Origin of the sequence: Streptomyces sp. NPDC007025 (assembly GCF_042869455.1) — a bacterium.
Lineage (GTDB): Bacteria > Actinomycetota > Actinomycetes > Streptomycetales > Streptomycetaceae > Streptomyces.
Map to the genome: position 1 here is coordinate 429,682 of NZ_JBIAFT010000002.1, position 26,129 is coordinate 455,810.

The 26,129-nt window shown below is 71.8% G+C and carries 20 protein-coding genes; 11 read left to right on the forward strand and 9 right to left on the reverse strand.

The features are described from left to right. Positions 1–159: 159 nt before the first annotated feature. The gene (locus ACFYMO_RS05555) at positions 160–2,397 is read right to left on the reverse strand and encodes an MMPL family transporter (RefSeq protein WP_366769947.1); all 2,238 of its coding nucleotides are present in this window, start codon (positions 2,395–2,397) and stop codon (positions 160–162) included. Positions 2,398–2,507: 110 nt separating this feature from the next. Next, positions 2,508–3,107 (reverse strand): TetR/AcrR family transcriptional regulator, encoded by a 600-nt coding sequence (locus tag ACFYMO_RS05560; RefSeq protein WP_366769946.1) that lies wholly within the window; start codon positions 3,105–3,107, stop codon positions 2,508–2,510. A 531-nt stretch (positions 3,108–3,638) separates the two neighbouring features. Here ACFYMO_RS05560 and ACFYMO_RS05565 point away from each other — a divergent pair. Then, positions 3,639–5,939: a PI-PLC domain-containing protein gene (locus ACFYMO_RS05565; RefSeq protein ID WP_366769945.1), complete on the forward strand. Its 2,301-nt coding sequence runs from the start codon at positions 3,639–3,641 to the stop codon at positions 5,937–5,939. Between the two features lie 57 nt (positions 5,940–5,996). Here the strand turns inward: ACFYMO_RS05565 and ACFYMO_RS05570 are convergent, their stop codons facing one another. Next, positions 5,997–6,416, reverse strand: coding sequence for a Fur family transcriptional regulator (locus ACFYMO_RS05570; protein WP_366769944.1), 420 nt, complete (start codon positions 6,414–6,416; stop codon positions 5,997–5,999). A gap of 189 nt (positions 6,417–6,605) precedes the next feature. On the opposite strand from ACFYMO_RS05570, the gene katG reads away from it, so the two are divergent. Beyond that, the gene (gene katG / locus ACFYMO_RS05575; RefSeq protein WP_366769943.1) at positions 6,606–8,819 is read left to right on the forward strand and encodes a catalase/peroxidase HPI; all 2,214 of its coding nucleotides are present in this window, start codon (positions 6,606–6,608) and stop codon (positions 8,817–8,819) included. A gap of 111 nt (positions 8,820–8,930) precedes the next feature. Here the strand turns inward: katG and ACFYMO_RS05580 are convergent, their stop codons facing one another. Beyond that, a complete protein-coding gene (locus ACFYMO_RS05580; protein WP_388544393.1) occupies positions 8,931–9,866 on the reverse strand; it encodes a LysR family transcriptional regulator in 936 nt (311 codons plus the stop codon). Between the two features lie 134 nt (positions 9,867–10,000). On the opposite strand from ACFYMO_RS05580, the gene ACFYMO_RS05585 reads away from it, so the two are divergent. From ACFYMO_RS05585 to ACFYMO_RS05605, 5 genes are all read left to right on the forward strand, one after another. Next, a complete protein-coding gene (locus ACFYMO_RS05585) occupies positions 10,001–11,311 on the forward strand; it encodes an aspartate aminotransferase family protein (protein WP_366769941.1) in 1,311 nt (436 codons plus the stop codon). 342 nt (positions 11,312–11,653) lie between these two features. Beyond that, positions 11,654–13,699 carry an NADH:flavin oxidoreductase gene (locus ACFYMO_RS05590; RefSeq protein WP_366769940.1) on the forward strand — a complete coding sequence of 682 codons (2,046 nt, stop codon included), beginning with the start codon at positions 11,654–11,656 and terminating at the stop codon, positions 13,697–13,699. A gap of 106 nt (positions 13,700–13,805) precedes the next feature. Further along, positions 13,806–15,074: an SRPBCC family protein gene (locus ACFYMO_RS05595; protein WP_388544396.1), complete on the forward strand. Its 1,269-nt coding sequence runs from the start codon at positions 13,806–13,808 to the stop codon at positions 15,072–15,074. After that, positions 15,071–16,282 (forward strand): 2Fe-2S iron-sulfur cluster-binding protein, encoded by a 1,212-nt coding sequence (locus tag ACFYMO_RS05600; protein WP_388544399.1) that lies wholly within the window; start codon positions 15,071–15,073, stop codon positions 16,280–16,282. Before ACFYMO_RS05595 ends, ACFYMO_RS05600 begins: the two co-directional genes overlap by 4 nt. A 202-nt stretch (positions 16,283–16,484) precedes the next feature. Then, positions 16,485–17,399, forward strand: coding sequence for a LysR family transcriptional regulator (locus ACFYMO_RS05605; protein ID WP_366769937.1), 915 nt, complete (start codon positions 16,485–16,487; stop codon positions 17,397–17,399). Between the two features lie 26 nt (positions 17,400–17,425). Here the strand turns inward: ACFYMO_RS05605 and ACFYMO_RS05610 are convergent, their stop codons facing one another. The 4 genes from ACFYMO_RS05610 to ACFYMO_RS05625 all read right to left on the reverse strand — a co-directional run bounded on the left by ACFYMO_RS05610 (position 17,426) and on the right by ACFYMO_RS05625 (position 20,949). Continuing rightward, positions 17,426–17,764 (reverse strand): hypothetical protein, encoded by a 339-nt coding sequence (locus ACFYMO_RS05610; RefSeq protein ID WP_388544402.1) that lies wholly within the window; start codon positions 17,762–17,764, stop codon positions 17,426–17,428. Positions 17,765–18,238: 474 nt separating this feature from the next. Then, positions 18,239–18,661: a TraR/DksA family transcriptional regulator gene (locus tag ACFYMO_RS05615; protein ID WP_388544405.1), complete on the reverse strand. Its 423-nt coding sequence runs from the start codon at positions 18,659–18,661 to the stop codon at positions 18,239–18,241. Positions 18,662–18,906: 245 nt separating this feature from the next. Further along, on the reverse strand, positions 18,907–20,058 hold the full coding sequence (locus tag ACFYMO_RS05620; protein ID WP_366769934.1) for a S1 family peptidase: 1,152 nt from the start codon (positions 20,056–20,058) through the stop codon (positions 18,907–18,909). Between the two features lie 261 nt (positions 20,059–20,319). Continuing rightward, complete coding sequence (locus tag ACFYMO_RS05625; protein WP_366769933.1) at positions 20,320–20,949, reverse strand: TetR/AcrR family transcriptional regulator C-terminal domain-containing protein; 630 nt, start codon at positions 20,947–20,949, stop codon at positions 20,320–20,322. 89 nt (positions 20,950–21,038) lie between these two features. Between ACFYMO_RS05625 and ACFYMO_RS05630 the strand changes: the two genes are divergently transcribed. The 4 genes from ACFYMO_RS05630 (at position 21,039) to ACFYMO_RS05645 (ending at position 24,975) form a co-directional block, all read left to right on the forward strand. Beyond that, positions 21,039–21,638: a DUF1772 domain-containing protein gene (locus ACFYMO_RS05630; protein WP_388544408.1), complete on the forward strand. Its 600-nt coding sequence runs from the start codon at positions 21,039–21,041 to the stop codon at positions 21,636–21,638. Positions 21,639–21,844: 206 nt separating this feature from the next. After that, entirely contained in the window at positions 21,845–23,581 is a 1,737-nt protein-coding gene (gene ctaD, locus ACFYMO_RS05635) for a cytochrome c oxidase subunit I (RefSeq protein WP_366769931.1), read from the forward strand. Positions 23,582–23,589: 8 nt separating this feature from the next. Then, positions 23,590–23,937: a cytochrome C oxidase subunit I gene (locus ACFYMO_RS05640; protein ID WP_388544411.1), complete on the forward strand. Its 348-nt coding sequence runs from the start codon at positions 23,590–23,592 to the stop codon at positions 23,935–23,937. 87 nt (positions 23,938–24,024) lie between these two features. Continuing rightward, a complete protein-coding gene (locus ACFYMO_RS05645) occupies positions 24,025–24,975 on the forward strand; it encodes a DUF389 domain-containing protein (RefSeq protein WP_388544414.1) in 951 nt (316 codons plus the stop codon). 120 nt (positions 24,976–25,095) lie between these two features. On the opposite strand, the gene ACFYMO_RS05650 is transcribed toward ACFYMO_RS05645, so the two are convergent. Further along, positions 25,096–25,920 carry an SAM-dependent methyltransferase gene (locus ACFYMO_RS05650; RefSeq protein ID WP_366769928.1) on the reverse strand — a complete coding sequence of 275 codons (825 nt, stop codon included), beginning with the start codon at positions 25,918–25,920 and terminating at the stop codon, positions 25,096–25,098. Positions 25,921–26,129 lie beyond the last annotated feature (209 nt).

The following is a 26,129-nucleotide window of genomic DNA, read 5'->3' on the forward strand; positions in this document are numbered from 1 at the left end:
AGCGGGGCGCGTGTGCGGTGCCGCAGTCGTGAAGGCGCCGCGCTTGCGGGCGGATTCTTCCGGGGCGCGCGGCCCGTCCCCCGGAGCTCTTCCGCACCGGAGAGCCGGGAGGGGCCCCGCCTGCGCGGAGCCCCTCCCGGCCGGTGCCGCGGCGGCCGCTCAGGTGCGGACCAGCTCCCGGTCGTCGTCGGCGTCCGGACCCTCACCGCTGCCGTCGGCGGCGGCACGGAGTCCCTCGCCCTCGATGTCGACGTCGGGCAGCGCCCGGTCCAGCCATCCGGGCAGCCACCAGGCCCGCTTGCCCAGCAGGGCCAGGACCGCCGGGACGATCGCCATCCGGACGACGAACGCGTCGAAGAAGACCGCGGTGGCCAGGCCGAAACCGATCATCTTCACCATCGACTCGCCGGAGCCGATGAACCCGGCGAAGACGGCCATCATGATCACCGCTGCGGCCGTGACGACCCGCGCGCCGTGCCGGAATCCGGTCACCACCGCCTGGCTCGGCTCCTCGCCGTGGACATGCGCCTCCCGCATCCGCGTCACGAGGAACACCTCGTAGTCCATCGCCAGTCCGAAGACGACACCGACCATGAAGATCGGCATCATCGACATGACCGGGCCGGTCTGCTCGACGCCCATCAGACCGGACAGCCAGCCCCACTGGAAGACGGCCACGACCGCGCCCAGCGCCGCCAGCACGCTCAGCAGGAAGCCGAGGGCCGCCTTCAACGGGACCAGGATCGAGCGGAAGACCACGATCAGCAGCAGGAACGCCAGGCCCACCACCAGGGTCAGATACGGGACCAGCGCGTCGTCGAGCTTCTGGCTGACGTCGATGTTCATCGCGGTCGAGCCGGTCACCAGCACCTCGGCGCCGGTGCTGGACCTCACGTCCGGGCCTGTGCCGCGGATCCCGTGGACCAGGTTCTCCGTCGCCGCGGACGACGGTTCGGAGCTGGGGACCACGGTGATGATGGCGGTGTCGCCCGCCCGGTTGTACTTCGCGGGGGTGACCGCCGCGATGTCGTCCAGGCCCTTGATGTCCCCGGTCACGGTGGCGACCGCGCCCTTGGGGTCGTCACTGGCCGCGGCGTCGACCACCACCGTCAGCGGACCGTTGAAGCCCGGGCCGAAGCCCTCCGACAGCAGGTCGTAGGCGCGGCGCTGCGTCGTCGACGTCGGCTGCGAACCGTCGTCGGGCAGCCCCAGCTCCAGCGCGGAGGTCGGGATCGCCGCGGCCCCGAGGCCGACCACCCCGAGCAGCAGGACTGTCACCGGCCGGCGCACGACGAAGCGCGCCCAGCGGGTCCCCGCGTTCGGCCGCTCCGCGCCCGAGGCCGTCTTCCGCGCGGCCCGTCCGCCGCCCAGCAGCCGGCTCTTCTCGCCCGCGGGCTTCACCCGGCGGCCGACGTAGCCGAGCAGGGCCGGGACCATCGTGAGGGCGATCAGGACCGCGACGGCGACCGTGCCCGCCGCCGCGACACCCATCTTGGTCAGCATCGGTATGTTGACGACCGCCAGGCCCACCAGCGCGATCACCACGGTCAGCCCCGCGAAGACCACCGCCGAGCCGGCGGTGCCCACGGCCCGGCCTACGGCCTCCTCACGGTCGCGGCCCTCGGCCAGTTCGGCGCGGTAGCGGGAGACGATGAACAGCGCGTAGTCGATGCCGACGGCGAGTCCGATCATCATCGCCAGCGTGGACGTCGTGGACCCCAGCTCCAGCGTGCTGGCCAGCGCGGTGATCGTGGCGACCCCGGTGCCGACCCCGATCAGCGCGGTGAGCAGCGGCAGTCCGGCGGCGAGCAGCGAGCCGAAGGTGATGATCAGCACCACGGCGGCGACGGCGATGCCGATGATCTCGGTCGCCCCCGTCTCCGGTGTCGTGGTGAGCGCGTCCCCGCCGACCTCGACCGTCAGCCCGGTCTGGCGCGCGTCCGCAGCGGCCTCCCGCAGGTCGTCCCGGGTGGAGTCGGCCAGCTCCATGCCGGAGGACTCGTACGCCACCGACGCGTAGGCGGTGGTGCCGTCCCGGCTGACGCTCTTGGCCTGGTACGGGTCGGCGACGGAGGCGACCTCCGGACCGCCGGAGAGCTCTTCGACCGTCTGCTGGACCGCCGCCTTGTTGTCGGGGTCGGTCATCTTCTCGCCCGCGGGGGCCTTGAAGACGACGCGCGCGGTGGCGCCGTCGGCGCTGCTTCCGGGGAAGCGCTGCTCCAGCAGGTCGAAAGCCTTCTGGGCCTCGGTGCCGGGGATCGAGAACGAGGTGCTGCCCGCGGCGGGCGCACCGGCCGCGCCGATCCCGGCGACCGCCAGCAGCGCCACCCAGAACAGGGCGACGAGGTGCCGTCGCCGGAAGGCGAGGCGTCCGAGTTTGTAGAGAAACGTGGCCACGACGGCGTACTCCCGGTCTGTCGTGCGGTGTGAGGGCAGGATCGATCAGCCCGACGACGTGAGCGGTGACGTCAGGTGGAGGGAACGGGCGGGTTGACGGGCAGGGCTCGTCAGCGAGCCGGGACGCCGAGGGCGGGGAGCACGACGGCGTCGATGTAGGAGGCGAGGAACGCCTGGGTGGGCGGCTGGTCGTCGATCAGCGCGCGGGTGGCGAAGGCGCCGATCAGCATGTGCACCACGTACTCCAGCGCCGGGTTGTCCGCCCGGACCTCGCCCCGGTCGACGGCCCGCCGCAGTACCCCGTGGAACTCCGCCATCTCCGGCTCGATGAGCAGTTCCTTGAACGCCTGCAGCAGGTCCGGGTTGTGGTGCACCGCCATGAACAGCCCCCGCATCAGGGCGGAGTTCTGCTCCATGGCGCAGTCGTCCTCGCGTGCCACGAGAGCGTGGAAGTCGCCCCGCAGGGACCCGGTGTCGAGGTCGCCGGTCCGGCCCGGCTTGCTGTGCCGGACCGCCTTCGCCACGAGCTCCGGCTTGCCGCCCCACTGCCGGTAGAGAGTCGCCTTGCTGGAGCGGGTGCGGGCCGCCACGGCGTCCATGGTGAGGGCGTCGTAGCCGACTTCCCGGAGCAGGTCGAGCACGGCCTCGTACAGCTCGGCCTCGCGCTCGGGGGTGATCCGGCTGCGGCGCGTCGCTGTGCTCTCCGTCATGCCTCCCTCTCTTCCCGCTCCGAACGAAACGGTTTCGTACAGAGAACGGTACGCCATCCGGAATAGCGAAACGAAACGGTTTCGTACGTGTTCTGGGTCACACCTGCGGCCCGTGCCCTGTGGTCGCGGGGCGGCCCCGCACCGCCGCCACCCCGGGCTGCCCGCCGCCGTCCGGGGGGCTCGGCGCCGAGCGGCGCGGGCGGCCTCGGCGACAGCGCGGCAGCCGGCCCGCCACTCCCGCGGCCCGGCGCCCCGGCGACGGGAGTCCGGCGCGCGGCGGACCGTCCGGGTGTCCGGAGCCATGGCGCGGCGTCCGCGGGGTAGACGACAGCCATGACGCCCTCCGGCACCCCTCCCGCAGCCACCTGCCCCGACGCCCCGTCGGTCCCCGCACGGGCCGGGGAACACACCCGCGTCCGTGGCGCATAGCCTGGTCGCGGCTCCCCGCGCCGCCGCTCCGCACCGCACCGGCGCACCGCCCCCGGGCCGCGCCCAGGCCCGCACGAACAGCACACGACCCCAGGAGTACGGGTGCCGCGCAACACGCACGACACTGCCCCGGACACGGAACGAGGCCAGGAGAAGCCCGAGTCGGCAACCGGTCGGCCCAACACCCCCGCGCGGCCCGGCGCATGGCGCCGGGCGCGCTGGGTGCGCGTCGTGCGACCCCTGGCGGCGGTGCTGGCGGCGCTGTGCGTGGCGGCGCTGGCGACGGTGGGCACGCTGCGCAACACGGTCCTGGACCGCGGCTACTACCAGCACGTCCTGGACGAGGAGCGGGCCTACGACCGGCTCTACGACGAAGTGCTCGTCGCCCCCGAGGCCCAGCCGGTCACCCGCAGCCTGCTGGCACGCCTGCCGGTGCCCGAGTCCGTGGTGACCGCGAACCTCAAGACCGTCCTGCCCCCCGCGACCGTGCGCGAACTCACCGACGAGCAGATCGCCGAGGTCACCAGCTATCTCCGGGGCGAGAAGGACACCCTCTCCGTGTCGGTCGACCTCTCCCCGGTGCTGGCCAACATGGACAAGCTCGCCGAGGTGTACCTCGGCGGTCTGGTCTCCCAGGCCCAGGGCCGCGACAAGGCCGACTTCCCGGCCGCCGTGCAGCGCATCGACGCGGCGCTGGACGATGTCGCCGCCGGACGGCGCCCTGCGGACCTGCCCACTGTCGACCTGAGCGACCGTGCCGTGCGGGACCTCAGCAAGCTGCTGCTCTCCGCCGTGCCCGAGGGGCAGCGCACGTCCCTGCGCCCGCAGATCGAGGGCGCGCTCGGGGTGGGGGACGTCGCCACGGCCCTCGCCGCGGTGGGACCGCATGTGATCGGCGGACGCGCGGGCGCCGGAGCCGACGAGGGCGAGCAGGAGCTGCTGCGCATCACCGAGGGCGGCCGGTGGGATGTCGTCAAGGACCTGGACAGCGGGGGTGTGTACACCGGCCCGCTGGAGGAGGCGCGGGGCTTCACCCGGCTCGCACTGGGACGGGTCTACCCGCTCGCCGTCGCCGTCGGGGCCCTGTCCGTCGCCTTCCTGTGGCTCACCGGACCCCGCCGCCGGCTGCGCAGGCTGCGCGTCGTCGGCTGGAGCATGGTCGCGGGCGGCCTCCTGACGGCCGGCCTGTTCCGGCTGGTGCAGTGGAAGGCGGACGGCCTGTGGGGGACGGCGCCGGGCTCCTGGCCGCCCTCGCTGGCCGTGCTGGTGGAGGACCTGGAGAGCACCGCACTGAAGACGCTCACCGCCGCCGGAGCCTCCGCGGCCCTCACGCCGGTCGCGGTCGGGGCGCTGCTGGCCGCGCTCTCCTACGTGCGGCGGCGGCCCCGGGCCGCACAGTCGCTGTCCACCAGGGGCCGCACCGGGATGCTGGCCGGTCTGTCGGCGGTCACCACCACCGCGGTGGTGCTGGGGGTCACCTTCGTCCCGGCCGCCGCGAGCGGCTCCGGCTCCGAGCAGGCCCTGTGCAACGGCTCGGCCCGCGCCTGCGACCTGCGCTACGACCAGGCCGCCTACGTCGCCACGCACAACTCGATGTCGACCACCGCCGACCGTTTCATCAGTCCCCTCCAGGACGGCGACATCACCGCCCAGCTCGACAGCGGTGCGCGCGCGCTGCTGGTGGACACCCACACCTGGGAGCGGCCCGACCAGATCGCCGAGCGGCTGAAGGTCTCCGAGTTCGCCCCGGAGATGCGCGACAAGATCACCGGACTGATCGACGACGCCACCCCCACCGAACCGGGCCTGTGGCTGTGCCATGCCGTCTGCCGCGGCGGCGCCATCCCGCTCGTCGACACCCTCCGCGACATCCGCGCCTGGCTCGACGAGCATCCGGGGGAGGTCGTGACGCTGATCGTGCAGGACGGCATCACCGGAAAGCAGACGGAGTCGGCGTTCCGGAAGGCCGGTCTGGAGGACCTGCTGTTCACCCCCGACGACGATCCGAAGGCGGAGTGGCCGACGCTGGGCAAGATGATCGAGGACGACAAGCGCCTGGTGGTCTTCGCCGAGCACGCGGACGGGCCCGCGCCCTGGTACCGCAACTTCTACCGGTACGGGATGGAGACCCCCTACGCCTTCTCCTCTCCGGAGAAGATGTCGTGCGCGCCCAACCGGGGCGGGACGGGCAAGGGGCTCTTCCTGATGAACCACTTCATCACCAGCGGCGGCGGCAGCCGGATCGACGCACGGGAGGTCAACGCGAAGGGATTCGTCCTCGACCGGGCCCGGCGCTGCGAGGCCGAGCGCGACCACCCGGTGAACTTCGTCGCCGTCGACTTCGCCAATCTCGGCGACGCGGCGGCCGCTGTGGACACCCTCAACGCGGGGCGGCGCCCCTGAGCACCCCTGTACGCGCCTGATGCGGCGCCGGCCGGCCGTGCTCGGCGCGGCGCCGGTTCAGGCCCGGGCGGCGCAGTCGGGGCACCGGCCCCGGTAGGTCAACTCGGCGCCGGAGACGGTGAAGCCGAACCGCTCGGAGGGCGGCAGGTCGGCCAGCGGGTCGCCACCGGGGTGGACGTCCCGGATGGTGCCGCAGTCGGAGCACACCAGATGGTGGTGTGACCGGTGCGCGTTGGGGTCGTAGCGCCTGGCGCGGCCGTCGGTGGCCACCTCGCGGACCTCGCCGAGCAGCACCAGCTCGCCCAGGGCGTTGTAGACGGTCGCGCGGGATATCTCCGGCAGCCTGGCGGCCGCGCGTGCCAGTACCTCGTCCGCGGTGAGGTGGACGTGCTCGCCGTCGAGTACCTCGGCGACAACCCGGCGCTGGGCGGTCATCCGCCAGCCGCGTCGGCGAAGCCGTTCCAGCAGGTCACTCATGCCACCAGTCCATTCATCACCCGACAGCCGGCCGCCGGAGGGAATTCCCGGAGTGGTTGTCGTATTGACTTGGAATTCGTCCATCGTAGGATCGGCTCCAGCGACAGCCAAGGGGCAGGACACAGCAGGAAAAGACCGTCGTCGTCGGGCAGTTCCTGGGCCGTGGTCCGCCGAATCCGGAGGGATCCCATGTCTGAGAATCATGAGGCGATCGTCGTGGACGCGAAGGCGGAGGACGCGGGCTGCCCGGTCGCGCGCGCCCCGCACCCGACACAGGGCGGCGGGAACCGCCAGTGGTGGCCCGACCGGCTGAATCTGAAGATCCTCGCCAAGAACCCCGCCGTGGCCGACCCGCTGGGCGACGGGTTCGACTACGCCGAGGCCTTCGCCGGCCTCGACCTCCCGGCCGTCAAGCAGGACATCGCCGAGGTGCTGACCACCTCGCAGGACTGGTGGCCGGCCGACTTCGGCCACTACGGCCCCTTCATCATCAGGATGGCCTGGCACAGCGCGGGCACCTACCGGATCAGCGACGGGCGCGGCGGCGCCGGGGCGGGCCAGCAGCGGTTCGCCCCCCTCAACAGCTGGCCGGACAACGCGAACCTCGACAAGGCCCGCCGGCTGCTGTGGCCGGTGAAGAAGAAGTACGGCAGCGCGCTCTCCTGGGCCGACCTGCTGATCCTGGCCGGAAACGTCGCGCTGGAGTCCATGGGGGCCAGGACCTTCGGATTCGCCGGCGGCCGCGAGGATGTCTGGGAGCCCGAGGAGGACGTGTACTGGGGCCCGGAGACGACCTGGCTGGGCGACGAGCGCTACACGGGCGACCGGGAGCTGGAGAACCCGCTCGGCGCAGTGCAGATGGGCCTCATCTACGTCAACCCGGAGGGCCCCAACGGCAATCCGGACCCGGTCGCCGCGGCCCGGGACATCCGGGAGACGTTCCGCCGGATGGCGATGAACGACGAGGAGACCGTCGCCCTGATCGCCGGCGGCCACACCTTCGGCAAGACCCACGGCGCGGGCCCGGCCGACCACGTCGGCGCCGACCCCGAGGCCGCCTCGCTGGCGGAGCAGGGCCTGGGCTGGCGCAACTCCTACGGCACCGGCAAGGGAGCGGACGCCATCACCTCCGGCCTGGAGGTCACCTGGACCGCCACGCCCACCCGGTGGAGCAACGCCTTCTTCGACAACCTCTTCGGCTACGAGTGGGAGCTGACCGAGAGCCCGGCCGGTGCCCAGCAGTGGCGGCCCAAGGACGGAGCCGGCGACGGAACCGTCCCGCACGCCCACGACGCGTCGAAGAAGATCGCCCCGTCGATGCTCACCACGGACCTCGCGCTGCGCTTCGACCCCGTCTACGAGCAGATCTCCCGCCGCTTCCACGCCGACCCCGAGGAGTTCGCCGACGCCTTCGCGCGTGCCTGGTACAAGCTCACCCACCGCGACATGGGGCCCAAGTCGCTGTATCTGGGCCCCGAGGTCCCCGAGGAGACCCTGCTGTGGCAGGATCCGCTGCCCGAGGCCGGGGGAGACGCCCTCGGAGCCGAGGACATCGCGGCCCTCAAGGCCCGGCTGCTCGACTCCGGGCTGACCGTCGGGCAACTGGTCACCACCGCCTGGGCGTCGGCCTCGACCTTCCGCGGCAGCGACAAGCGCGGCGGCGCCAACGGCGCCCGCATCCGTCTGGAGCCGCAGCGCGGCTGGGAGGTCAACAACCCCGACGAGCTCGCCACGGTGCTGAGCACCCTGGAGTCCGTCCAGCGGGAGTTCAACTCCGGCGGCAAGCGGGTCTCGCTGGCCGACCTGATCGTCCTCGGCGGCTGCGCGGCGGTCGAGCTGGCCGCCCGGGACGCCGGGTACCCGGTCGAGGTGCCGTTCGCGCCGGGCCGGGTCGACGCGACCGAGGAGCACACCGACGCGGAGTCCTTCGCCGCGCTGGAGCCCACGGCCGACGGATTCCGCAACTTCCAGGGCAAGGGCAACCGGCTGCCGGCCGAGTACCTGCTGCTGGACCGGGCCAACCTGCTCACCCTCAGTGCCCCGGAGATGACGGTCCTCGTCGGCGGTCTGCGCGCCCTGGGCGTGAGCTCCGGACCGGCGAAGCCCGGTGTGCTCACCGACACCCCCGGCAAGCTGACCAACGACTTCTTCGTCAACCTGCTCGACCTCGGCACGACGTGGCGGGCCACGTCCGAGGACCAGAGCACCTTCGAGGGCCGGGACGCGGCCACGGGCGGGGTCCGGTGGACCGGCAGTCGCGCCGACCTGGTCTTCGGCTCCAACTCGGAGCTGCGCGCGCTCGCCGAGGTCTACGCGAGCGACGACGCGGGGGAGAAGTTCGTGCGCGACTTCGTCGCCGCCTGGGACAAGGTGATGAACCTGGACCGGTTCGACCTGCGCTGAGTTCGGCAGGCCGCAGCACCTGACACGGGCGCCCGGCAGCAGGGCCCGGGCCGGTTCGCCGGTCCGGGCCCGTTCCGCTCCCCTCCGCGGCGAGGTCGGGGTGCCGCGCTGTCAGTCCCCGCCGTCGCCGGGCACCGCTTGGCCGTGCCCGGCCGCCCAGTGCCCGGCCGCCGAGCGGAGCCGCGCGGCCGCGGCGGCGACGAGGCCCCCGCGGCGGGGATGCAGCCGTGCGTGCAGCACGATGCGCCTTCTGACCGCCGGTGTCAGTGGTACGGCCACCAGCGTGCCGGGCGGATCGGGCACCGCCAGCCGGGGCAGGACGGTGATGCCGATGCCGGCCCGCACCAGGCTGAGCGCGGCGTGGTGGTTGTCGAGCCGGGCGACGTAGCGCGGTGCGAACCCGGCCGCGGTGCAGGCACCCAGGATGATCTGCCCGGTCGGGCTGTCGTAGATGTCGTGGTCGATCCACGGCTCGGTGCGCAGCTCGCCGAGCGGGAGGGAGCGTGCGCCCGCCAGCGGATGCGTGGCCGGAAGGACCGCGAGCAGCTCCTCGGTGAGCAGCTCGTGGCGCAGGTACCCTTCCAGCCGGATCTCGGCCCCGTCGACGGGTTCCGTCCGGATGTCGAGGTCGGGCCGGCGGCGGCCGCGTCCGTCGACGGGCTCGTTCAGACTGACCTCCGTGGTGATGTTCGGCCGCAGCTCCCGGACCGCGCGCACCACCTCGGGGATCAGCTCCTCCGCCGCCGAGGCGAAGCAGGCCAGCGCCAGGTGCTCGCCCTGGCCCGCGCGCAGGTCCGCGACGGTGCGCTCCAGCCGGGCGAAGTCCGCGAGTACGCTCTGCGCCTGCTCCGCCAGGTGGAGCGCGGCGTCGGTGGGGACGATCCCCCGGCCCTCCTTCTCGAACAGCACCAGCCCGGTCTCGCTGGCGAGGGCCGTGAGGTGCTGGCTGATCGTCGCCGGCGAGTAGTTGAGGTTCCGGGCGGCCGCGTTGACCGACCCGGCAGCGAGCACGGCGTGCAGGATCTCCAGGCGGCGGGCGCTGAGCATGGACTCATCATAAGCCGGAGCCGAATGGTCCCTCGGTTTTGTTTGCTTGTTATGGGCGATGTCCGGAGGCGATGGTGGTGCGTGTCGGAATCCGGCGCCTCCTCCGCGTGGCGCCCGTCGGTGAGGAAGTGCATATGGACACCCCCTTCTGGACAGATGCCGATCGCCTGCTGGTCCGCTACGGTGCGCCCTTCAGCCCACGCGTCGTCGAACGCGCCGCCGGAGCGTACGTCTACGACGACGAGGGCAACGCGATACTGGACTTCACCTCCGGCCAGATGAGCTCCGTGCTCGGCCACTCGCACCCCGACATCGTCTCGGCGGTCTCGACGGCGATCGGGACGCTGGACCACCTCTTCAGCGGCATGCTCAGCCGCCCCGTCCTCGACCTGGCCGCGGCGCTCGCCGAGACCCTCCCGCCCGAGCTGGGCAAGATGCTGCTGCTGAGCACCGGCGCCGAGTCGAACGAGGCGGCGATCAAGCTCGCCAAGCTCTACACCGGCCGGTACGAGATCGTCTCCTTCGACCGCTCCTGGCACGGCATGTCCCACGGCGCCGCGTCGGCGACCTACTCGGCCGGGCGGCGTGGCTACGGGCCCCCGGCCCCCGGCAACTTCTCCCTGCCGACGCCGAACGCCTACCGGTCCCCGTTCCGCGCCCCGGACGGTTCCTACGACTGGGAGGCGGAACTGGAGTACGGCTTCGCACTGATCGACCAGCAGTCCTCCGGGAGCCTCGCCGCGTGCCTGGTGGAGCCGGTGCTCTCCTCGGGCGGCATCATCGAGCTGCCGCCCGGCTACCTCGCCCGCCTCAAGGAGCTGTGCGAGGAGCGCGGGATGCTGCTCATCCTCGACGAGGCCCAGACCGGGCTCGGCCGCACCGGGACGATGTACGCCTTCGAGCGCGACGGCGTCGTCCCGGACCTGCTGACCCTCTCCAAGACGCTGGGCTCCGGCCTGCCGGTGGCCGCGGTGCTCACCGGCGAGCACATCGAGCGGGTGTGCCACGAGCGGGGCTTCCTCTTCTTCACGACGCACGTCTCCGACCCGCTCGCGGCGACCATCGGGGCCACGGTGCTCTCGGTGATCCGGCGCGACGGACTGGTCGACCGGGCGGCCGCGCTCGGCCGGCAGCTCACCGCGCGGCTGGAGGACCTGCGCGACCGCTACGACATCGTCGGCGACGTCCGCGGCCGCGGCCTGCTCCAGGGCCTGGAACTGGTCACCGACAGGCAGCGCAAGACACCCGCCGACAAGGTCGGGCAGGCGGTCACCCAGGAGTGCCTCGACCGCGGACTGCACCTCAACATCGTCCAGCTCCCGGGAATGGGCGGTATTTTCCGTATCGCGCCACCGCTGACCGTGACGGAGGACGAACTCCACACCGGGGTCGACATCCTCGCCGCCGCGATCGAGAAGGTCGCCCCCGGGCGCGCAGGCGCCTGACCGATGGGCCCGCACCCGGCTCCGCCGCCACCGCGCAGCCCCGCGGCGGCAGGGGCCGGTGCGGCCCCCTAGCAGGTCCGGTGCCTCCCGGGAAGGGACACCGCACCTGTCGATCATGCAGGCGCTTTGCACGGTTTCCTGTGACTCCGCTTGATTGTCCGCCAGGAGCGCCGCCCCCACGCTGGGGGTGTACCGCTCAGGGCGCACACGGCTGCGGCACGCTGCGTCCGGTCCGGCACGTCCGTTCCCGGACGCCCGCACGCCGAGGGGACGGAACGCCGCGACCACGCGGACATCCTGGCGACATCCCCCGGGCCGCCCGACGGGTTCACAAGGAGTGTCATGCGAACGCGAGTCACGGACCCCCTGCTCCAACCCTTCACTCTCAAGAACATCACGCTGCGCAACAGAGTGGTCAGCACCTCGCACGAGCCGGCGTTCGGCGAGAACGGCCTGCCCGGGGACCGCTACCGGATGTACCACGTGGAAAAGGCCCGGGGCGGTGCCGGGTTGACGATGATCGGCGGCTCGGCGGTCGTGTCACCCGACAGCCCGCCGTCGTTCGGCAACCTGCTGCTCTACCGCGACGAGATCGTGCCCTGCTTCCGCAGGCTGGCCGACGAGGTGCACGAAGCGGGGGCCGCGGTCATGTGCCAGATCACCCATCTGGGACGACGCACCAGCAACTACGCGGGTGACTGGCTGCCCGTGCTGTCCGCCTCGCCGGTACGGGAACCCGCCCACCGCGCCTTCCCCAAGGAGGCCGAGCCATGGGACCTGGACCGTGTCGTGCAGGACTACGCGGACGCCGCCGCCCGCTGCCGGGCCGGTGGCCTCGACGGCATAGAGATCCAGCACTACGGCCACCTCCTGGACAGCTTCCTGTCCCCGGCCACCAACCACCGCGACGATCGGTTCGGCGGAACGCTCGCGAACCGCACGGCCTTTCCGCGCCGGGTGATCCGCGCGATCCGGTCCGCGGTCGGTCCCGGGTTCGTCGTGGGCATCCGGATGTCGCTGGACGAGGACCGGCCGGACGGGCTCGGCTTCGACGAGGCGCTGAGCGCCCTGCGCGACTACCTCGTGGACGGTGTCGACTTCGTCAGCACCATCCGGGGCTCGATCGAGAGCGACGCCTCGCTCTCGCGGGTCATCCCCTCGATGGGGACGCCCTCGGCGCCGTTTCTCGACTTCACCGCCGAGGTCAAGCGCAGCCTGGAGATCCCGGTGATGCACGCCGGACGGATCGCCGACGTGGCCACCGCGCGGCACGCCGTGCGGGAGGACCAACTGGACCTGGTCGGCATGACCCGGGCCCAGATAGCCGACCCCCACCTGGTCGCCAAGGTGGCCGAAGGGCGCGAGGACCGGATCCGGCCGTGTGTGGGGGCGAGCTACTGTCTGGATGCGATCTACGACTCCGGGGACACCAAGTGCCTGCACAACCCCGCCACCGGCCGGGAGCTGCGGCTGCCGCACACCGTCCCGGCGGCGGCCGCACGGCGGAAGGCGGTGGTCGTCGGCGGCGGACCCGCCGGACTGGAGGCGGCCCGGGTGCTGGGCGAACGCGGCCACGAGGTCGTCCTGTTCGAGGCGGCGGACCAGCCCGGGGGCCAGGTCCGCCTCGCCGCCGCGAACCCCCGCAGGCGGGACCTGCTCGGCATCGTGGACTGGCGCGTCGCCGAGTGCGGTGTACTCGGCGTCGAACTGCGGTTCGGCGTGCTGGCCGAGGCGGCGGACGTGCTGGCGGAGGAGCCCGATCTCGTCCTGATCGCCACCGGCGGCACACCCGACGCCTCCTTCCTCGTCGACGGCGCCGACCTGGTGTCCGACACCTGGGACGTGCTCAGCGGCGCCCTGCGCCCCCGCGGGCGGGTGCTGGTCTACGACGACAACGGCGCCTACCCGGCCCTGGACGCGGTGGAAGTCCTGGCGCGCCAGGACGTCCCCGTCGAGTACGTGACCCCCGAGCGGATGCCCGCTCCCGACGTCGGCAGCATGAACGCGCCCCCGTATTTGCGGGTCTTCGCCGAACACGAGGTACGCACCACGCTGGCCCACCGGCTCACCTCCGTGCGCCGCACCGGGGACGGCCGGCTCGCCGCGGCACTGCGCAGCGAATACGCGGCGACGGAGGCCGAACGGACCGTCGAGCATGTCGTGGTGGAGCACGGCACGCTGCCCAACGCCGACCTCCACCACGAACTGCTCCCCGGCTCACGCAACCTCGGCCGGCTGGACCACCGCGCGCTGCTGGCCGGTGAGCCGCAGTCGGCCGACGCCAATCCCGCGGGCCGATACCAGCTCTTCCGCATCGGTGACGCCGTCACCAGCCGCAACATCCACTCCGCGGTCCTGGACGGCCTGCGCCTCTGCCTGCCGATGTGACCCGGCGCCGCTGCTTCCGCCGCCGACACCGGGCCGTCGGGCCCATCGGTGCGGCACCGCCGACCGTGCGCCGGAGCCCGCCCCGGCTCGCGCCGAAGGGAGAAACGTGACCTCACTGGAAAGCACCTCAGCCACGCGAACCGACCGGATCCACGACGCGGTGGCACGACGGGTTCCCGGGCACAGCCTGGAGGGCCCGTTCTACACCGACCGGGAGTTCTTCGACCTCGACATCGCCGCCGTCTTCGCCCGCCAGTGGATCTGTGTGGCCGTCGATGCCGAGCTGCCCGAGCCGGGTGACCGCACCGCGGTGGAGATCGGGCCGTACTCGGTGCTGCTCGTCCGCGACGACGGGGAGGAACTGCGCGCCTTCCACAACGTGTGCCGGCACCGGGGCGCCCGCATCGTGGAGGGAGGAAACGGCTCGGCCGGGAACCTGGTCTGCGGATACCACAAGTGGACCTACGGTCTGGACGGCAGACTGCTGCACGCACCCTCCCAGCCCGCCGGCTTCGACCGCGACTGCTTCGGACTCGCCCCAGTGCACCTGCGCAGCGTCGGGGGGCTCGTCTTCGTCTGCCTCGCCGAACAGCCCCCGGCCGACTTCGACGAGGTCGCCTCGCGCATCGAGCCCTACCTCCTTCCCCACGACCTGCGCCGGGCCAAAGTGGCGGCCCGCAGCGAACTCGTCGAGGAGGGCAACTGGAAGCTCGTGATGGAGAACAACCGCGAGTGCTACCACTGCGACGAGCACCCCGAACTGCTGCGCACCTTCTTCCCCACCTACGGCTACTCCGAGGCGGACCTCCCCCCGCGGCTGCGCCCGGCGCACGAACGGTATCTGCGAGTCGACGCGGAACTGCGTGCCACCTACGAGCAACTGGGGCTGCCGTACGCGCTCATCGAGGAACTGGACGACCGCAGCACCGGCTTCCGCATCCAGCGGGACGCGCTCGACCTCGCGGGTGAGTCCTTCACCCCCGACGGCACGGCCGCCTGCCGACGGCTCCTGGGCGATCTGCCCACCGCCCGTCTCGGGCATCTGGCCCTGCATCTGCAGCCCAACTCGTGGTTCCACGTGCTCGCCGACCACGCCATCGCCTTCAGCGTGCTGCCGCTCGCCGCGGACCGGACGCTGCTGCGCACCACCTGGCTGGTCCATCCGGAAGCCCAGGAGGGTGTCGACTACGACCCCGACACCCTCCAGCGGGTCTGGCGCGCGACGAACGAGCAGGACGCGCGGCTTGTCGCGCTGGCCCAGCGCGGGGTCTCCGACCCCGCGTACCGGCCGGGCCCCTACGCCCCGACGGAATACCAGGTCGAGGCGTTCTGCAGTTGGTACATCGCCCGCCTGCGCGAGGAGCTGAACCGATGAACGATGTGCTCACCGACCCCGGCCGGGAAGCGCTGCGGCAGCCGGGGGCCCTCCGCCCGGCGGACGGCGCGACGGACGGTCCGGCGGACCACGTGCTGGTCTGCAAACAGGTCCACGACGTCAACCACGACACCAAGACCTTCGCGTTCGAACCGGCCGGCCCCGGAGTCCTCCGGCACGACCCCGGCCAGTACCTCGCCTTCACCTTCGAGATCGACGGCAGGGAGTTCTCCCGCTGCTACACGCTCTCTTCGCCGCCCTCGCGTCCGCACCTGGCCGCGATCACCGTCAAGCGCGTGCCCGGCGGCCGGGTGTCGAACTGGCTGCACGACGTCCTAGCCCCCGGGGCCGTCGTCCGCGCCAGGGGACCGATGGGCCGGTTCTCCACGGCCCGGCATCCGGCGCCCGCCTACCTGTTCCTGTCCGGGGGCAGCGGAGCGACGCCGCTGATGTCGATGACCAGGACCCTGTACGACCTCGCCTCCCCGGCGGACGTGGCGTTCGTGCACAGCGCACGCACCCCCGCCGACATCCCCTTCCGGCAGGAACTCGCGCTGATGGCGGCCACCGCGCCCGCCATCCGGGTCGCCCACGTCTGCGAGGACGACGGGAGGACCGAGCGGTGGCACGGCCACCGGGGACGCCTCTCCCTCGGGATGCTCCAGGAGATCGTCCCCGACCTCCTGGAACGCGAGGTGTTCTGCTGCGGACCGGCCGGCTACATGCGAGCCGTGCGCCGGATGCTCCACGCGGCGGGCCACCCGGAGGCCCGCTACCACGAGGAGAGCTTCGAGGCCCCCGCACCCGGTCCCGGAACCGCGTCAGGATCCGTGCCCGTGCCCGGGTCCGCGTCGGGATCCGCTCCCGTGCCCGGGACTGCGCTCGCCTCGGCCCTCGCGTCCGGCTCCGACCCGGTCCGCTCCGCGGAGGACTCCGGGCCCGCGCCGCGATTCACCGTGGAACTGTCCCGCAGCGGGGCGACCATCGAGTGCGAGGCCGGGACGCCGGTTCTGGAGGCCGCGGCCCGCGCCGGGATCACCCTTCCCTCTTCGTGCGGCGAGGGGCTGTGCGGCACCTGCGTGACGACCCTTCACCGAGGATCGGTCACCATGCGGCACCAAGGCGGCCTCCGGCCGCGGGACAGCGCGCAGAACAAGATCCTCCTGTGCTGTGCGACGCCGTTGGAGAACCTGGTCATCGACGCCTGACGGCCGGCTCGTACCCGGCCCTGGACGGACGGCCGCGCGGGAAGGGGGCCGGGAAACGAGGGGGCGCATTGAGCAGCACCGGAAGCCGGCACACGTGCGGACCGGCGGTGACGCCCGCGCGCGGCGGGGGCCGCCGCGGGCTGTGCGGAGCCGCGGACCCATGGCGGACGCGGCCCGGCACCGGTCCGTGCACACTGGTCGCATGATCGACCACCGGCTCCGGATCCTGCAGATGGTCGCCGGGCACGGAACGGTGACCGCCGCGGCCCAGGCGCTGCACTACACGCCCTCCGCCGTCTCCTACCAACTGCGGCAACTCGCAGCCGAGGTCGGTACGGACCTGGTGGTGCATCAGGGGCGGGGCATCCGGCTCACCAACGCGGCCCACGTCCTGCTGCGGCACGCGGAGCGGCTGCAGGAGCAGTGGGAGCTGGCCCGTGCCGAACTGGCCTCCCTCGGCACCGAGCCCGCGGGCCGGGTCACGCTGTGCGGCTTCTCCACCGCGGCCAGCCGTCTGCTGCCGCCCGCGGCCGCGCGGCTGCGCGACAGCTATCCGCATCTGACGGTGCGGTTCATCGAAGCCGAACCTGCCCGGTGCTTCGACCTGCTGCTGTCGGAAGAGGCCGACCTGGCCCTGCTGGTGGTCACCTCGGACTCCCCGGCGCTGACGGACGAGCGGTTCGACCAGCAGCCGCTGCTGGACGACCCGCTGGACCTGATCGTCCCTCAGGGGCACGAGCTGACCCGGCGGGAACGGGTCACGCTGGCCGACGCGGCCGGGGAGCCGTGGATCCTCGGCAACCCCGGTACCAGCTATCACCAGTTGGTACTGGCCTCCTGCATGAGTGCCGGATTCACCCCGCAGATCGCGCACCATGCCGACGAGTGGGGGACCGGCACCGCTCTGGTCGCCCACGGCTTCGGCGTCATCCTCGTCCCGCGCCTCGCGCAGCTGGGCGAGGAGGCGCTGGTCGCGCGCCTCCCGCTGCACGGTGAGCCGGCGCCGGCCCGCCGCATCATGGCGGTCACCCGGCTGGGCGCCCGGGAGATCCCCGTTCTCACCCAGGCCGTCGAGACCATCACCGCGACCGCCGCCCGGTTGCTGCCGACGAGGTGATGCGGCGGCCCCGCCACGCCGCCCCGTTACGAAGAGTAGACCTCGGTCATACTGGTGATGCGGCCCGCGGAGTCGATTTTCGCATCGTAGAAATTCAGCCCCCAGCAGTCGCTGGTGTCCGCCTTCCGCTGACCGCCGTCGAATTGCTTGCCGTCGGGGTCGGCGCAGGTTTTGACGTGTGCGATACCGCCGTCTCGCGCGGTGAGTTTCTGCTGCTTGGATTCCTTCTTGCTGATCACCGTGATCGGTATGTCTCCGGACGCCGGCCGGAAATTCTCGAACTTCCCGACCGGATGGTAGGAAGCCCCTTCCTGGGAACCGGCCCGGCATTCCGCTTTTGCTTCCTTGGCGACCACGGTGTTCATGGCGCCCTCCACGTGGTGGACCCAGATGACCTTGTGTCCCGGTGCCGGGGTGGGGCAGGAGTCTCCCTTTCCGTCCTTCCTGTCCTTTCCGTCCTCCGTGGCCGCCCCGGGGCTGGCCGAGGACGGTGTGCCGCCGTCTGCCGAGGTGTCCGCCGCGGGGTCGCAGGCGGTCAGCGGGATGAGTGCCACGACGAGGGCGGCTATGGCGGGTATGGCACGAACAGAGCGCATGTACTTCCCCGTGACTGTGAGCGCGGACGGCAGGAGAAACCTGTCGAACCGGGCGATCGTTCGATGTGTGACTGCGAGTCAGCCAATCGGATCATAGAGATAAGTGCACCCTGAAACTCTTCTGTTCTCCGTGCGGGCGGACACTGTTTCCGACCTGTGACCATGCGCTGCCGTGGAATGTCCCGGGCTCGGGCGCTCGGAGAAGAGGCGGGACCCGGGGCATCGCCGCGGCGCGCCGCCGGGTCAGGTGCGTCGTGCGGCCGCGCAGCGCACGCAGGTGGTCGCCGCGGGACGCGCCGACAAGCGTTCCTCGGGGATCGGCTCCCCGCACTCCGTGCAGCGTCCGTACTCGCCCCGCTCCAGGCGCTCCAGCGCCCGGTCCACCTCCAGCAGGTGCTCCCGCGCCCGGGCCAGCAGCGCGGCGACGTGCGCCCGCTCGAATGCCGTGCTGGAACCCTCGGGGTCGTGCTCGTCGTCGACCGCCACCAGCGCGTTCGCCTCGACGATCTGCTCGAACTCCCGGCTCAGTGCGGCGATCCGCTGCCCGGTGCCGGCGCGTTCCGCCAAGAGCTGCTCCCGTGCCGCGGCCCGTGCCGCCGGGGAGAGTGCCGGATCGTGCGGTGAGTCAGCCACGCAAGGGACAACGACGGTACCGCGGTCCGGCATTCCCCGGGCCCCGTGTGTCCACTCCGACGGGCGCGAGCGCGGTCGGCCCGGCCCTTTGGCTCGCCCGGGTGCGGTAGGCCCGCACCGGCAGCGTTCCGGCGCCGGGAGCGGAGGGGCACCCACGGGAGGGGCACCCCCCGTGGGTGCCCCTCCCGGGATTGTCCGACGGACGCCGCGCGAGGCCGCGCCACGGTGTGCCGTGGCGGTCCCGCGCGCCGTCCGTCGGGCTGCCGGCCGCCGGAAGGTCAGGCGGTGCGCAGCGTCAGACCGTAGTGGCCGAGGATCTCGTTGATGGGCTGGTACCAGGTCTCGCCGCCACCGGAGCAGTCGCCCCAGCCGCCGGAGGTGACGCCCTGTGCCTGGTCGCCGCTGATGAAGGAGCCGCCCGAGTCGCCGCCTTCGGCGCACACGCTGGTCTTCGTCATCTGGTGGACGGCGCCCTGGCTGTAGTTGACCGTCTCGTTCTTGGCGAGCACGGTGCCGCAGTGCCAGTGCGAGGTCGACCCCGAGCGGCAGATGGAGGCCCCGACCGGCGCCTCGGCGGAACCGCGCACGAGCCGGTCCGAGACCGTGCCCCAGCCCAGGACGACCGGCTCCGTCCACCACCCGCTGCCGACGTTGACCCAGGCGTAGTCGTTGCCGGGGAACGAGGAGCCCTGGAAGTTGCCGATGTAGGAGCCGTCCCAGCCGTTGACCGCCTGGCCGGCGCCGCCGCAGTGGCCTGCCGTGACGAAGCCGCCCTGGACCGAGAAGCCGATGGAGCAGCGGACGTTGCCGGTGTAGTAGGGGTCTCCACCGACCGTGCCGGCGGACAGGGTCGACGGAGCGTGGTCCGTCGTGCGGACCGTCACCGGTCCCGCTTTGCGTGCCCGTGCCAGAAACTTCTTGACATCGTTGTCAGTCTGCTCGGAGGTGAGGACCTCGACCACGACGCGGTTGGTCTTCCAGTCGACCCGCCAACTGCTCACGCCGCCGGGTGCGTCGAGGGCGTCGATACGCTTCTTCACGGCGTCGAGCTGGGCCGCGGTGCGGTCCACCAGGTCCACGGTCGCGCCGGTGTCCCGCACGGCCGCGGCCTTCTCGCGGTCGGCGACCGCCACGGTCAGTTTTCCGGTCTTCGGGGAGAACCAGGAGCCCGCGTAGGCGCCCCCGGCCGCTCGCCGGGCCTGCTTCTCGGTGGTCCGCGCCTGCTTCTCCGCGGCCAGCCGCTTCTCGGCCTGCTGTTCGCTGAGGCCGAAGTCCCGCTGCATGGCGTTCAGCACGCCGTCCGACGCGGAGGTCTTGTCGGTCTGCGGTTGTGCGTCCGCCGCCGTCGCAGGGAGCAGACCGGCGGCCACGAGGGCTCCGCCGGCCAGCAGCGCGGACAGGAGGGCGCGCGGGGTTCTGGTGCGTCTCATGGGTCGGCCTTTCGTTGTTCCAGCATGTCGTGGGGGTGGAACAGCAAAGCCTGGGAACGATCCCGGGAGATGCCGCTGCGCAGATTAGCGAGGGATCATGGACAGGTCCATGCCAATGTAGCGTCGGTTTTCCGCCATCGACCGGACCGGAGGGCGCGTCAGCTCTCGGACATGCTCGCGCGTTTCCGGCCTCCCGGGCCGCTGGCCCGGAAGGCGGCACGCTGCGGCGCGCGGCGGTCGCCGGTCCTCAGGCGGGACCCGTCATCCGCCGGTGAGGGCCAGGAACCGGTCGACGGCCGTCCGCGCCTGGCCGCTGATGTCGTCCTCACCGGGCGGGCTTTCGCCCAGCAGCACGCGGATCTGGAGGTCGCGCACCGCCAGGCCGTAGAGGAGCTGGAACGCCTCCTCCGGGTCTTCGGTGCGCAGGTGGCCTTCCTCGGCCAGCCGGCCGAGGAAGGTCGTGACCAGCGGTCCGGTGGTGTGCCGGCCGTGCCGCAGCACGAGTCCGGCCAGCTCGGGCGAGGTCATGGCCGCTCGGTTCAGTGCCACCGAGACGTCACCGACGAGCAGTGCCAACAGGTTCCGGGCGATGGCGACAAGAGTGGTGCGGGGGTCGGCCGGCCGGTCGAGAGCTTCGGCGACGGCTGAGTTCACCTGCTCGGCCTGCCGCTCGATGAGCGCGGCGAGCAGCCCGTGGCGGTTGCCGAACCAGGCGTACAGGCTCTCCTTGGACGAGCCCGCGCGTGTGGCGACCGCCTGCATGGTGGTGCCGGTGACGCCGTGTTCCAGGAGTTCCGCGAGGGCGGCGTCCAGAGCGGCCCGGCGCCTCGCCGTCTGCTCACCCGACCGGGGGCGGCCTCGGCGGGGACGGCCGGCTGCGGGTGTGGTCATGGGTACCTCCGGCTTCCAATTATCCGAACGCATGGGTACGGTTTTAAGCGAACGCTTCAGTTCGATTCTATTCGGCTCCGGAGGCCCCCATGGCGCAGTCACTGTCCCCGTCCCTCCCGCCCGGCGCCCCTTCGTCGTCCTCCGCGGGGCCGAGGGCCGCCGCGGTCCGGCGCACCCGGGGCGGCGCCCTGGTGTCGGCCGCGCTGGCCATGGGGCTCATCTCGGGCTTCTTCTACGCCTACGCCTGCTCCGTCATGATCGGGCTGGCGCGTCTCGACGACCGCACGTTCATCGACACGATGCAATGGATCAACGCCACGGTGCGCAACCGGTGGTTCGCCCCCAGCTTCTTCGGTGCTCTCGCCCTGACCGCCGCGGCCGTCCTGGTGCATCTGCCGCGCGACGGGCGGCGGGTGCTCCCGTGGGCGGTCGCGGCCCTCGCCTTCTACGGCGCGGCCTTCGGCATCACCCTGGGGGTCCATGTGCCGCTCAACGACGACCTGGCCGCGGCCGGCGACCCCGCCGTCCTGGGCGACCCCTCGGCGGTCCGCGCCGCTTTCGAGGACCGCTGGGTGGCCTGGAACGCCGCCCGCACCGTCGCCTCGACCGCCGCGCTGGCCTGTCTGCTCCGGGCCCTGGTCCTGCACGGCCGGGAGGCCGGGCTCCAGGGGCGGCCGCCCCGCCGGTGACACGCGACGCCGGCGGAGCCGCTGCGGGCAGCCGCGCGGAAGACGGAAGTCGTCAGGAGCGCCGAACCGTTGCTCGGGCGGGAGTGTGCACGCGGGGCGGCGAGACACGCGGAGCAGAGGGTCGGAGACTTCGGTGCGGTCACTTAAGGTGTGCATTCGCATGCAGTGAGTCACGAGTGATCGGCATTCACCCGCCAGGAGCAGACATGTCCACCTCGCTGGTTTCGCGGCCGTCCGGTTCGCGCCCGTCCGGTCAGCGGCGTCCGGGCCATACCGTGGTGCGGTGGCTGACGACAACCGATCACAAGACGATCGGCAGCCTCTACCTCAGCACGTCGTTCCTCTTCTTCCTGATCGCCGGTGTGATGGCGCTCGTCATGCGGGCGGAGCTGGCGCGTCCCGGCCTCCAGATCGTCTCGCAGGAACAGTACAACCAGGCCTTCACCATGCACGGCGCGATCATGCTGATCGTCTTCGCGACGCCCCTGTTCACCGGGTTCGCGAACTGGATCATGCCCCTGCAGATCGGGGCGCCGGACGTGGCCTTCCCCCGGCTGAACGCCTTCTCCTACTGGGTGTACCTCTTCGGCTCGCTCATCGTGCTCGGCTCGCTGCTCACTCCGCAGGGCGCCCCTGACTTCGGCTGGACCGCCTACTCGCCGCTCTCCGACGGGGTGCACACACCGGCTGTCGGCGCGGACATGTGGATCATGGGGCTCGCGTTCTCGGGCTTCGGCACCATTCTGGGATCGGTCAACTTCCTCGCCACCATCATCTGCATGCGCGCTCCCGGGATGACCATGTTCCGGATGCCCATCTTCACCTGGAACGTGCTGCTGACCGCCGTGCTGGTGCTGATGGCCTTCCCGATTCTGACCGCGGCGCTGTTCGCGCTCGAGGCCGACCGCAAGTTCGGCGCACACGTCTTCGACGCGGCGAACGGCGGCGCGTTGCTGTGGCAGCACCTCTTCTGGTTCTGGGGGCACCCGGAGGTCTACATCATCGCGCTGCCGTTCTTCGGCATCGTCTCGGACATCTTTCCGGTGTTCGCGCGCAAGCCGGTCTTCGGCTACGTCGGACTCGTCGGCGCCACCATCACCATCACCGGGTTGTCCATGACGGTATGGGCACACCACATGTTCGTGACCGGCGGCGTGCTTCTGCCGTTTTTCTCCTTCATGTCCTTCCTGATCGCCGTACCCACCGGGGTGAAGTTCTTCAACTGGATCGGCACCATGTGGAAGGGCTCGCTCTCCTTCGAGACCCCGATGCTGTGGTCGGTCGGCTTCCTCGTGACCTTCCTCTTCGGCGGCCTGACCGGCGTGCTGCTGGCCTCGCCCCCCATGGACTTCCACGTCTCCGACTCGTACTTCGTCGTGGCCCACTTCCACTACACCGTCTTCGGCACCGTCGTCTTCGCGATGTTCGCCGGGTTCTACTTCTGGTGGCCCAAGTGGACCGGCAGGATGCTCGACGAACGCCTCGGAAAGATCCACTTCTGGACCCTGTTCGTGGGCTTCCACGCCACCTTCCTGGTCCAGCACTGGATCGGTGCCGAGGGCATGCCCCGCCGCTACGCGGACTATCTCGCCGCCGACGGGTTCACCGCGCTGAACACATTCTCGACCATCGGGTCCTTCCTGCTGGGCTCCTCGATGCTCCCGTTCCTCTACAACGTGTGGAAGACCGCAAAAACAGCCGAGCACGTCCACGAGGACGACCCCTGGGGCTTCGGCCGCTCTCTCGAATGGGCCACCTCCTGCCCTCCGCCCCGGCACAATTTCGTCACCCTGCCCAAGATCCGGTCCGAGTCGCCCGCCTTCGACTTCCACCACCCGAGCATCTCGGCACTCGACGACAGCGAGAACATCGACCGGCCCCGGGCGACCGGCTCCGGCCCGGCCCGGCCCGCTCGGGGACAGCTGCCCGACGCCGGGAGCTGAGACACCCCATGGGAACCGGGAAATCCCCCGAAGGAGAGGTCGGCGAGGGCATCCGGCGGATCGAGGGCCATCTGCTGTGGCAGCGGCAGCTGAGCGACGCCAGGGCGCGCGCCGAACACGCCGTCGCCCCGCTGGACTGGCTCACCGGGGCGGAACGCGAGGATGTGGTCCGCCGCGTCGCCGATGCCCTCGCTGACGGCTCCCGCGCTGCCCTGCGGGAGACCGCGCAGCGCGCCGTCTCCCTGCGCCGCGAGTACGAGGACCGGTACGCCGTGCTGAAACGGAGAGTCGTGGGCTGGGCGTTCTGCGGACTCGCGGTGGTCGGCTTCGTCGAGGGCCTGCTGCTGATGAGGTGACAACCGGTCCCGGCGGCGTCCGTCGCCGCGGCGACTCACCCGATCCTCGTCGGCCGAATCTGGATTCCCCGCCGGGATGCTGAACACATGATGCGCATCAGAGTGCTGTGCGAGTCCCAGGACAGCGAAGCCGTGGTCGACCTCCTCGGCGCGGAACCGGGCGTCGCGCACCTCACCGTTGCCGGAGGCGTCGGCAAGCAGCCCACCGGAGACCTGATCGAGGCGGCCATCGCCCGCGAGGTCGTGGAACGGGTGCTGCACCGGCTGACCGAGCACGGCGTGCACCACCGGGGCGAGATCACCCTCGACCAGATCGACACGATGGTCTCCGAGACCGCCGAGGCCGCCGAACAGGCCGTCCCCGGAGCGGGGGCCGAGGCCGTCATCTGGGACGAGCTCATCGACACCACGGGCGAGGAGAGCCAGCTCAACCCGGTCTTCCTCGCCTTCCTGACGATCGCCTGCCTGCTCGCCACCGTCGGGGTGCTCACCGACTCGGCCATCACCATCGTGGGCGCCATGGTGGTGAGCCCGGACTTCGGCCCGCTGGCCGCGCTCGCGGTCGCCCTCGCGGTGCGGCGGCGCGGCCTGGCGGCCCGGGCCGGGCTCGCGCTCGGGGTGGGGTTCCCGCTGGCGATGCTGGTCACCGCCGCGTTCGCGTGGCTGGGCCGGCGCGCGGGGCTGTTCGGGCCCGCCGACCTGACCGGTCTGCACGAGGTGTCGTTCATCTACCAGGTGGGCCCGTACTCCGTCGTCGTCGCGCTGCTCGCCGGCGTCGCCGGGATGCTGGCGCTCACTTCGGCGAAGCCGGGCGCGCTGGTGGGCGTGTTCATCTCGGTCACCACCGTGCCCGCCGCCGGATTCGCCGTCCTCGCCGCCGTCACCGAGGACTGGCGGCGCTGCGGTGGGTCGGTGCTGCAACTGCTCGTCAACCTCGTGGGAGTGGCCGTCGCCGGAGGGCTCACCCTGCTCGTCTGCCGGGGACGGGTGCCCGGTCCCGGCCGGATGCTGCGGGAGCATCGCCCCTCCCGGAGGTGACCGCGCAGTCCTCCGCCGGGCCGGTCCGGACGGGACCGGTGGCGGCGGGGCCGAGCGGCGCGTCCGCGCCGGGCGTCTGACGGAGCGCGTCCGCGCCGGGCTGACGGAGCGCGTCCGCGCTCAGCGTTTCACGGCCACTCCTGCCCATACTCCGGCCTCGGCTGCGGAGATGGTGCCGGGGAGCTGGCGTATCGGTCCCAGGTCGAGGTCCATCCGCCATTCGCAAGTGGGAGTGATGCCCGGATCCAGCAGATCCAGGCCGTCGAAGAAGAGCGCGGTCTCCTCGCGGGTCCGGAACTGGGTGGGGGTGACGGCCTTGCGGTAGTGCTCGGCCAGTGCGGCCATCCGGCCGTCGTCCATGTCGAGCGCCGCGTGCGAGAGCACCAGCGCACTGCCCGGCGCCAGGGGCGCGAGCAGCTGGCGCATGAGTCCGTACGGATCGTCCTCGTCCGGGATGAAGTGCAGCAGCGCCACCACCGACAGCGCGATCGGGGCGCCGAAGTCCAGAGTCCGGTGCGCACGTTCCAGGATCCGCTGCGGTTCGCGGATGTCCGCCTCGATGTAGTCCGTCTTCCCCTCCGGCGTGCTGCTCATCAGCGCACGGGCATGCGCGAGGACGATCGGATCGTTGTCCGAGTAGACGACGCGTGCCCCGGGGCTGATCGCCTGGGTCACCTGATGCAGGTTGGGCTCGGTCGGAATGCCGGTTCCGATGTCCAGGAACTGGCGGATGCCGAGGTCCTGCGCGACGAACCGGGCCGCCCGGTGCATGAACTCCCGGTTCTGCCGGGCGGCGACCATCGCGTGCGGATTCGCGGACAGCGCGGGCACCGCGGCTTCGCGGTCCACGGCGTAGTGCGTCTTCCCGCCGAGGAAGTAGTCGTACAGGCGGGCGGTATGGGGTTTCGTACCCGGTTGCGGAACCTGGTGACCTGCCTCGTCCATCGTGTCCTCCTCAGCTGCGGCAGCAATGGATCACCATCATCGGCCAGTTCGGTCCGCTCCGTGCAGCTTCCGCGCGGATTCGTGCGGGCATGGCGCACAACGGCGCATCCGGCAGAGCCTCCTACCGACTTCCCACCGCACACTCCGGGAGCACGACGGGCGGGACCGCGCCGCACCGTGCCCGTGTACGCCCCGGGGCTTCCCGTCCG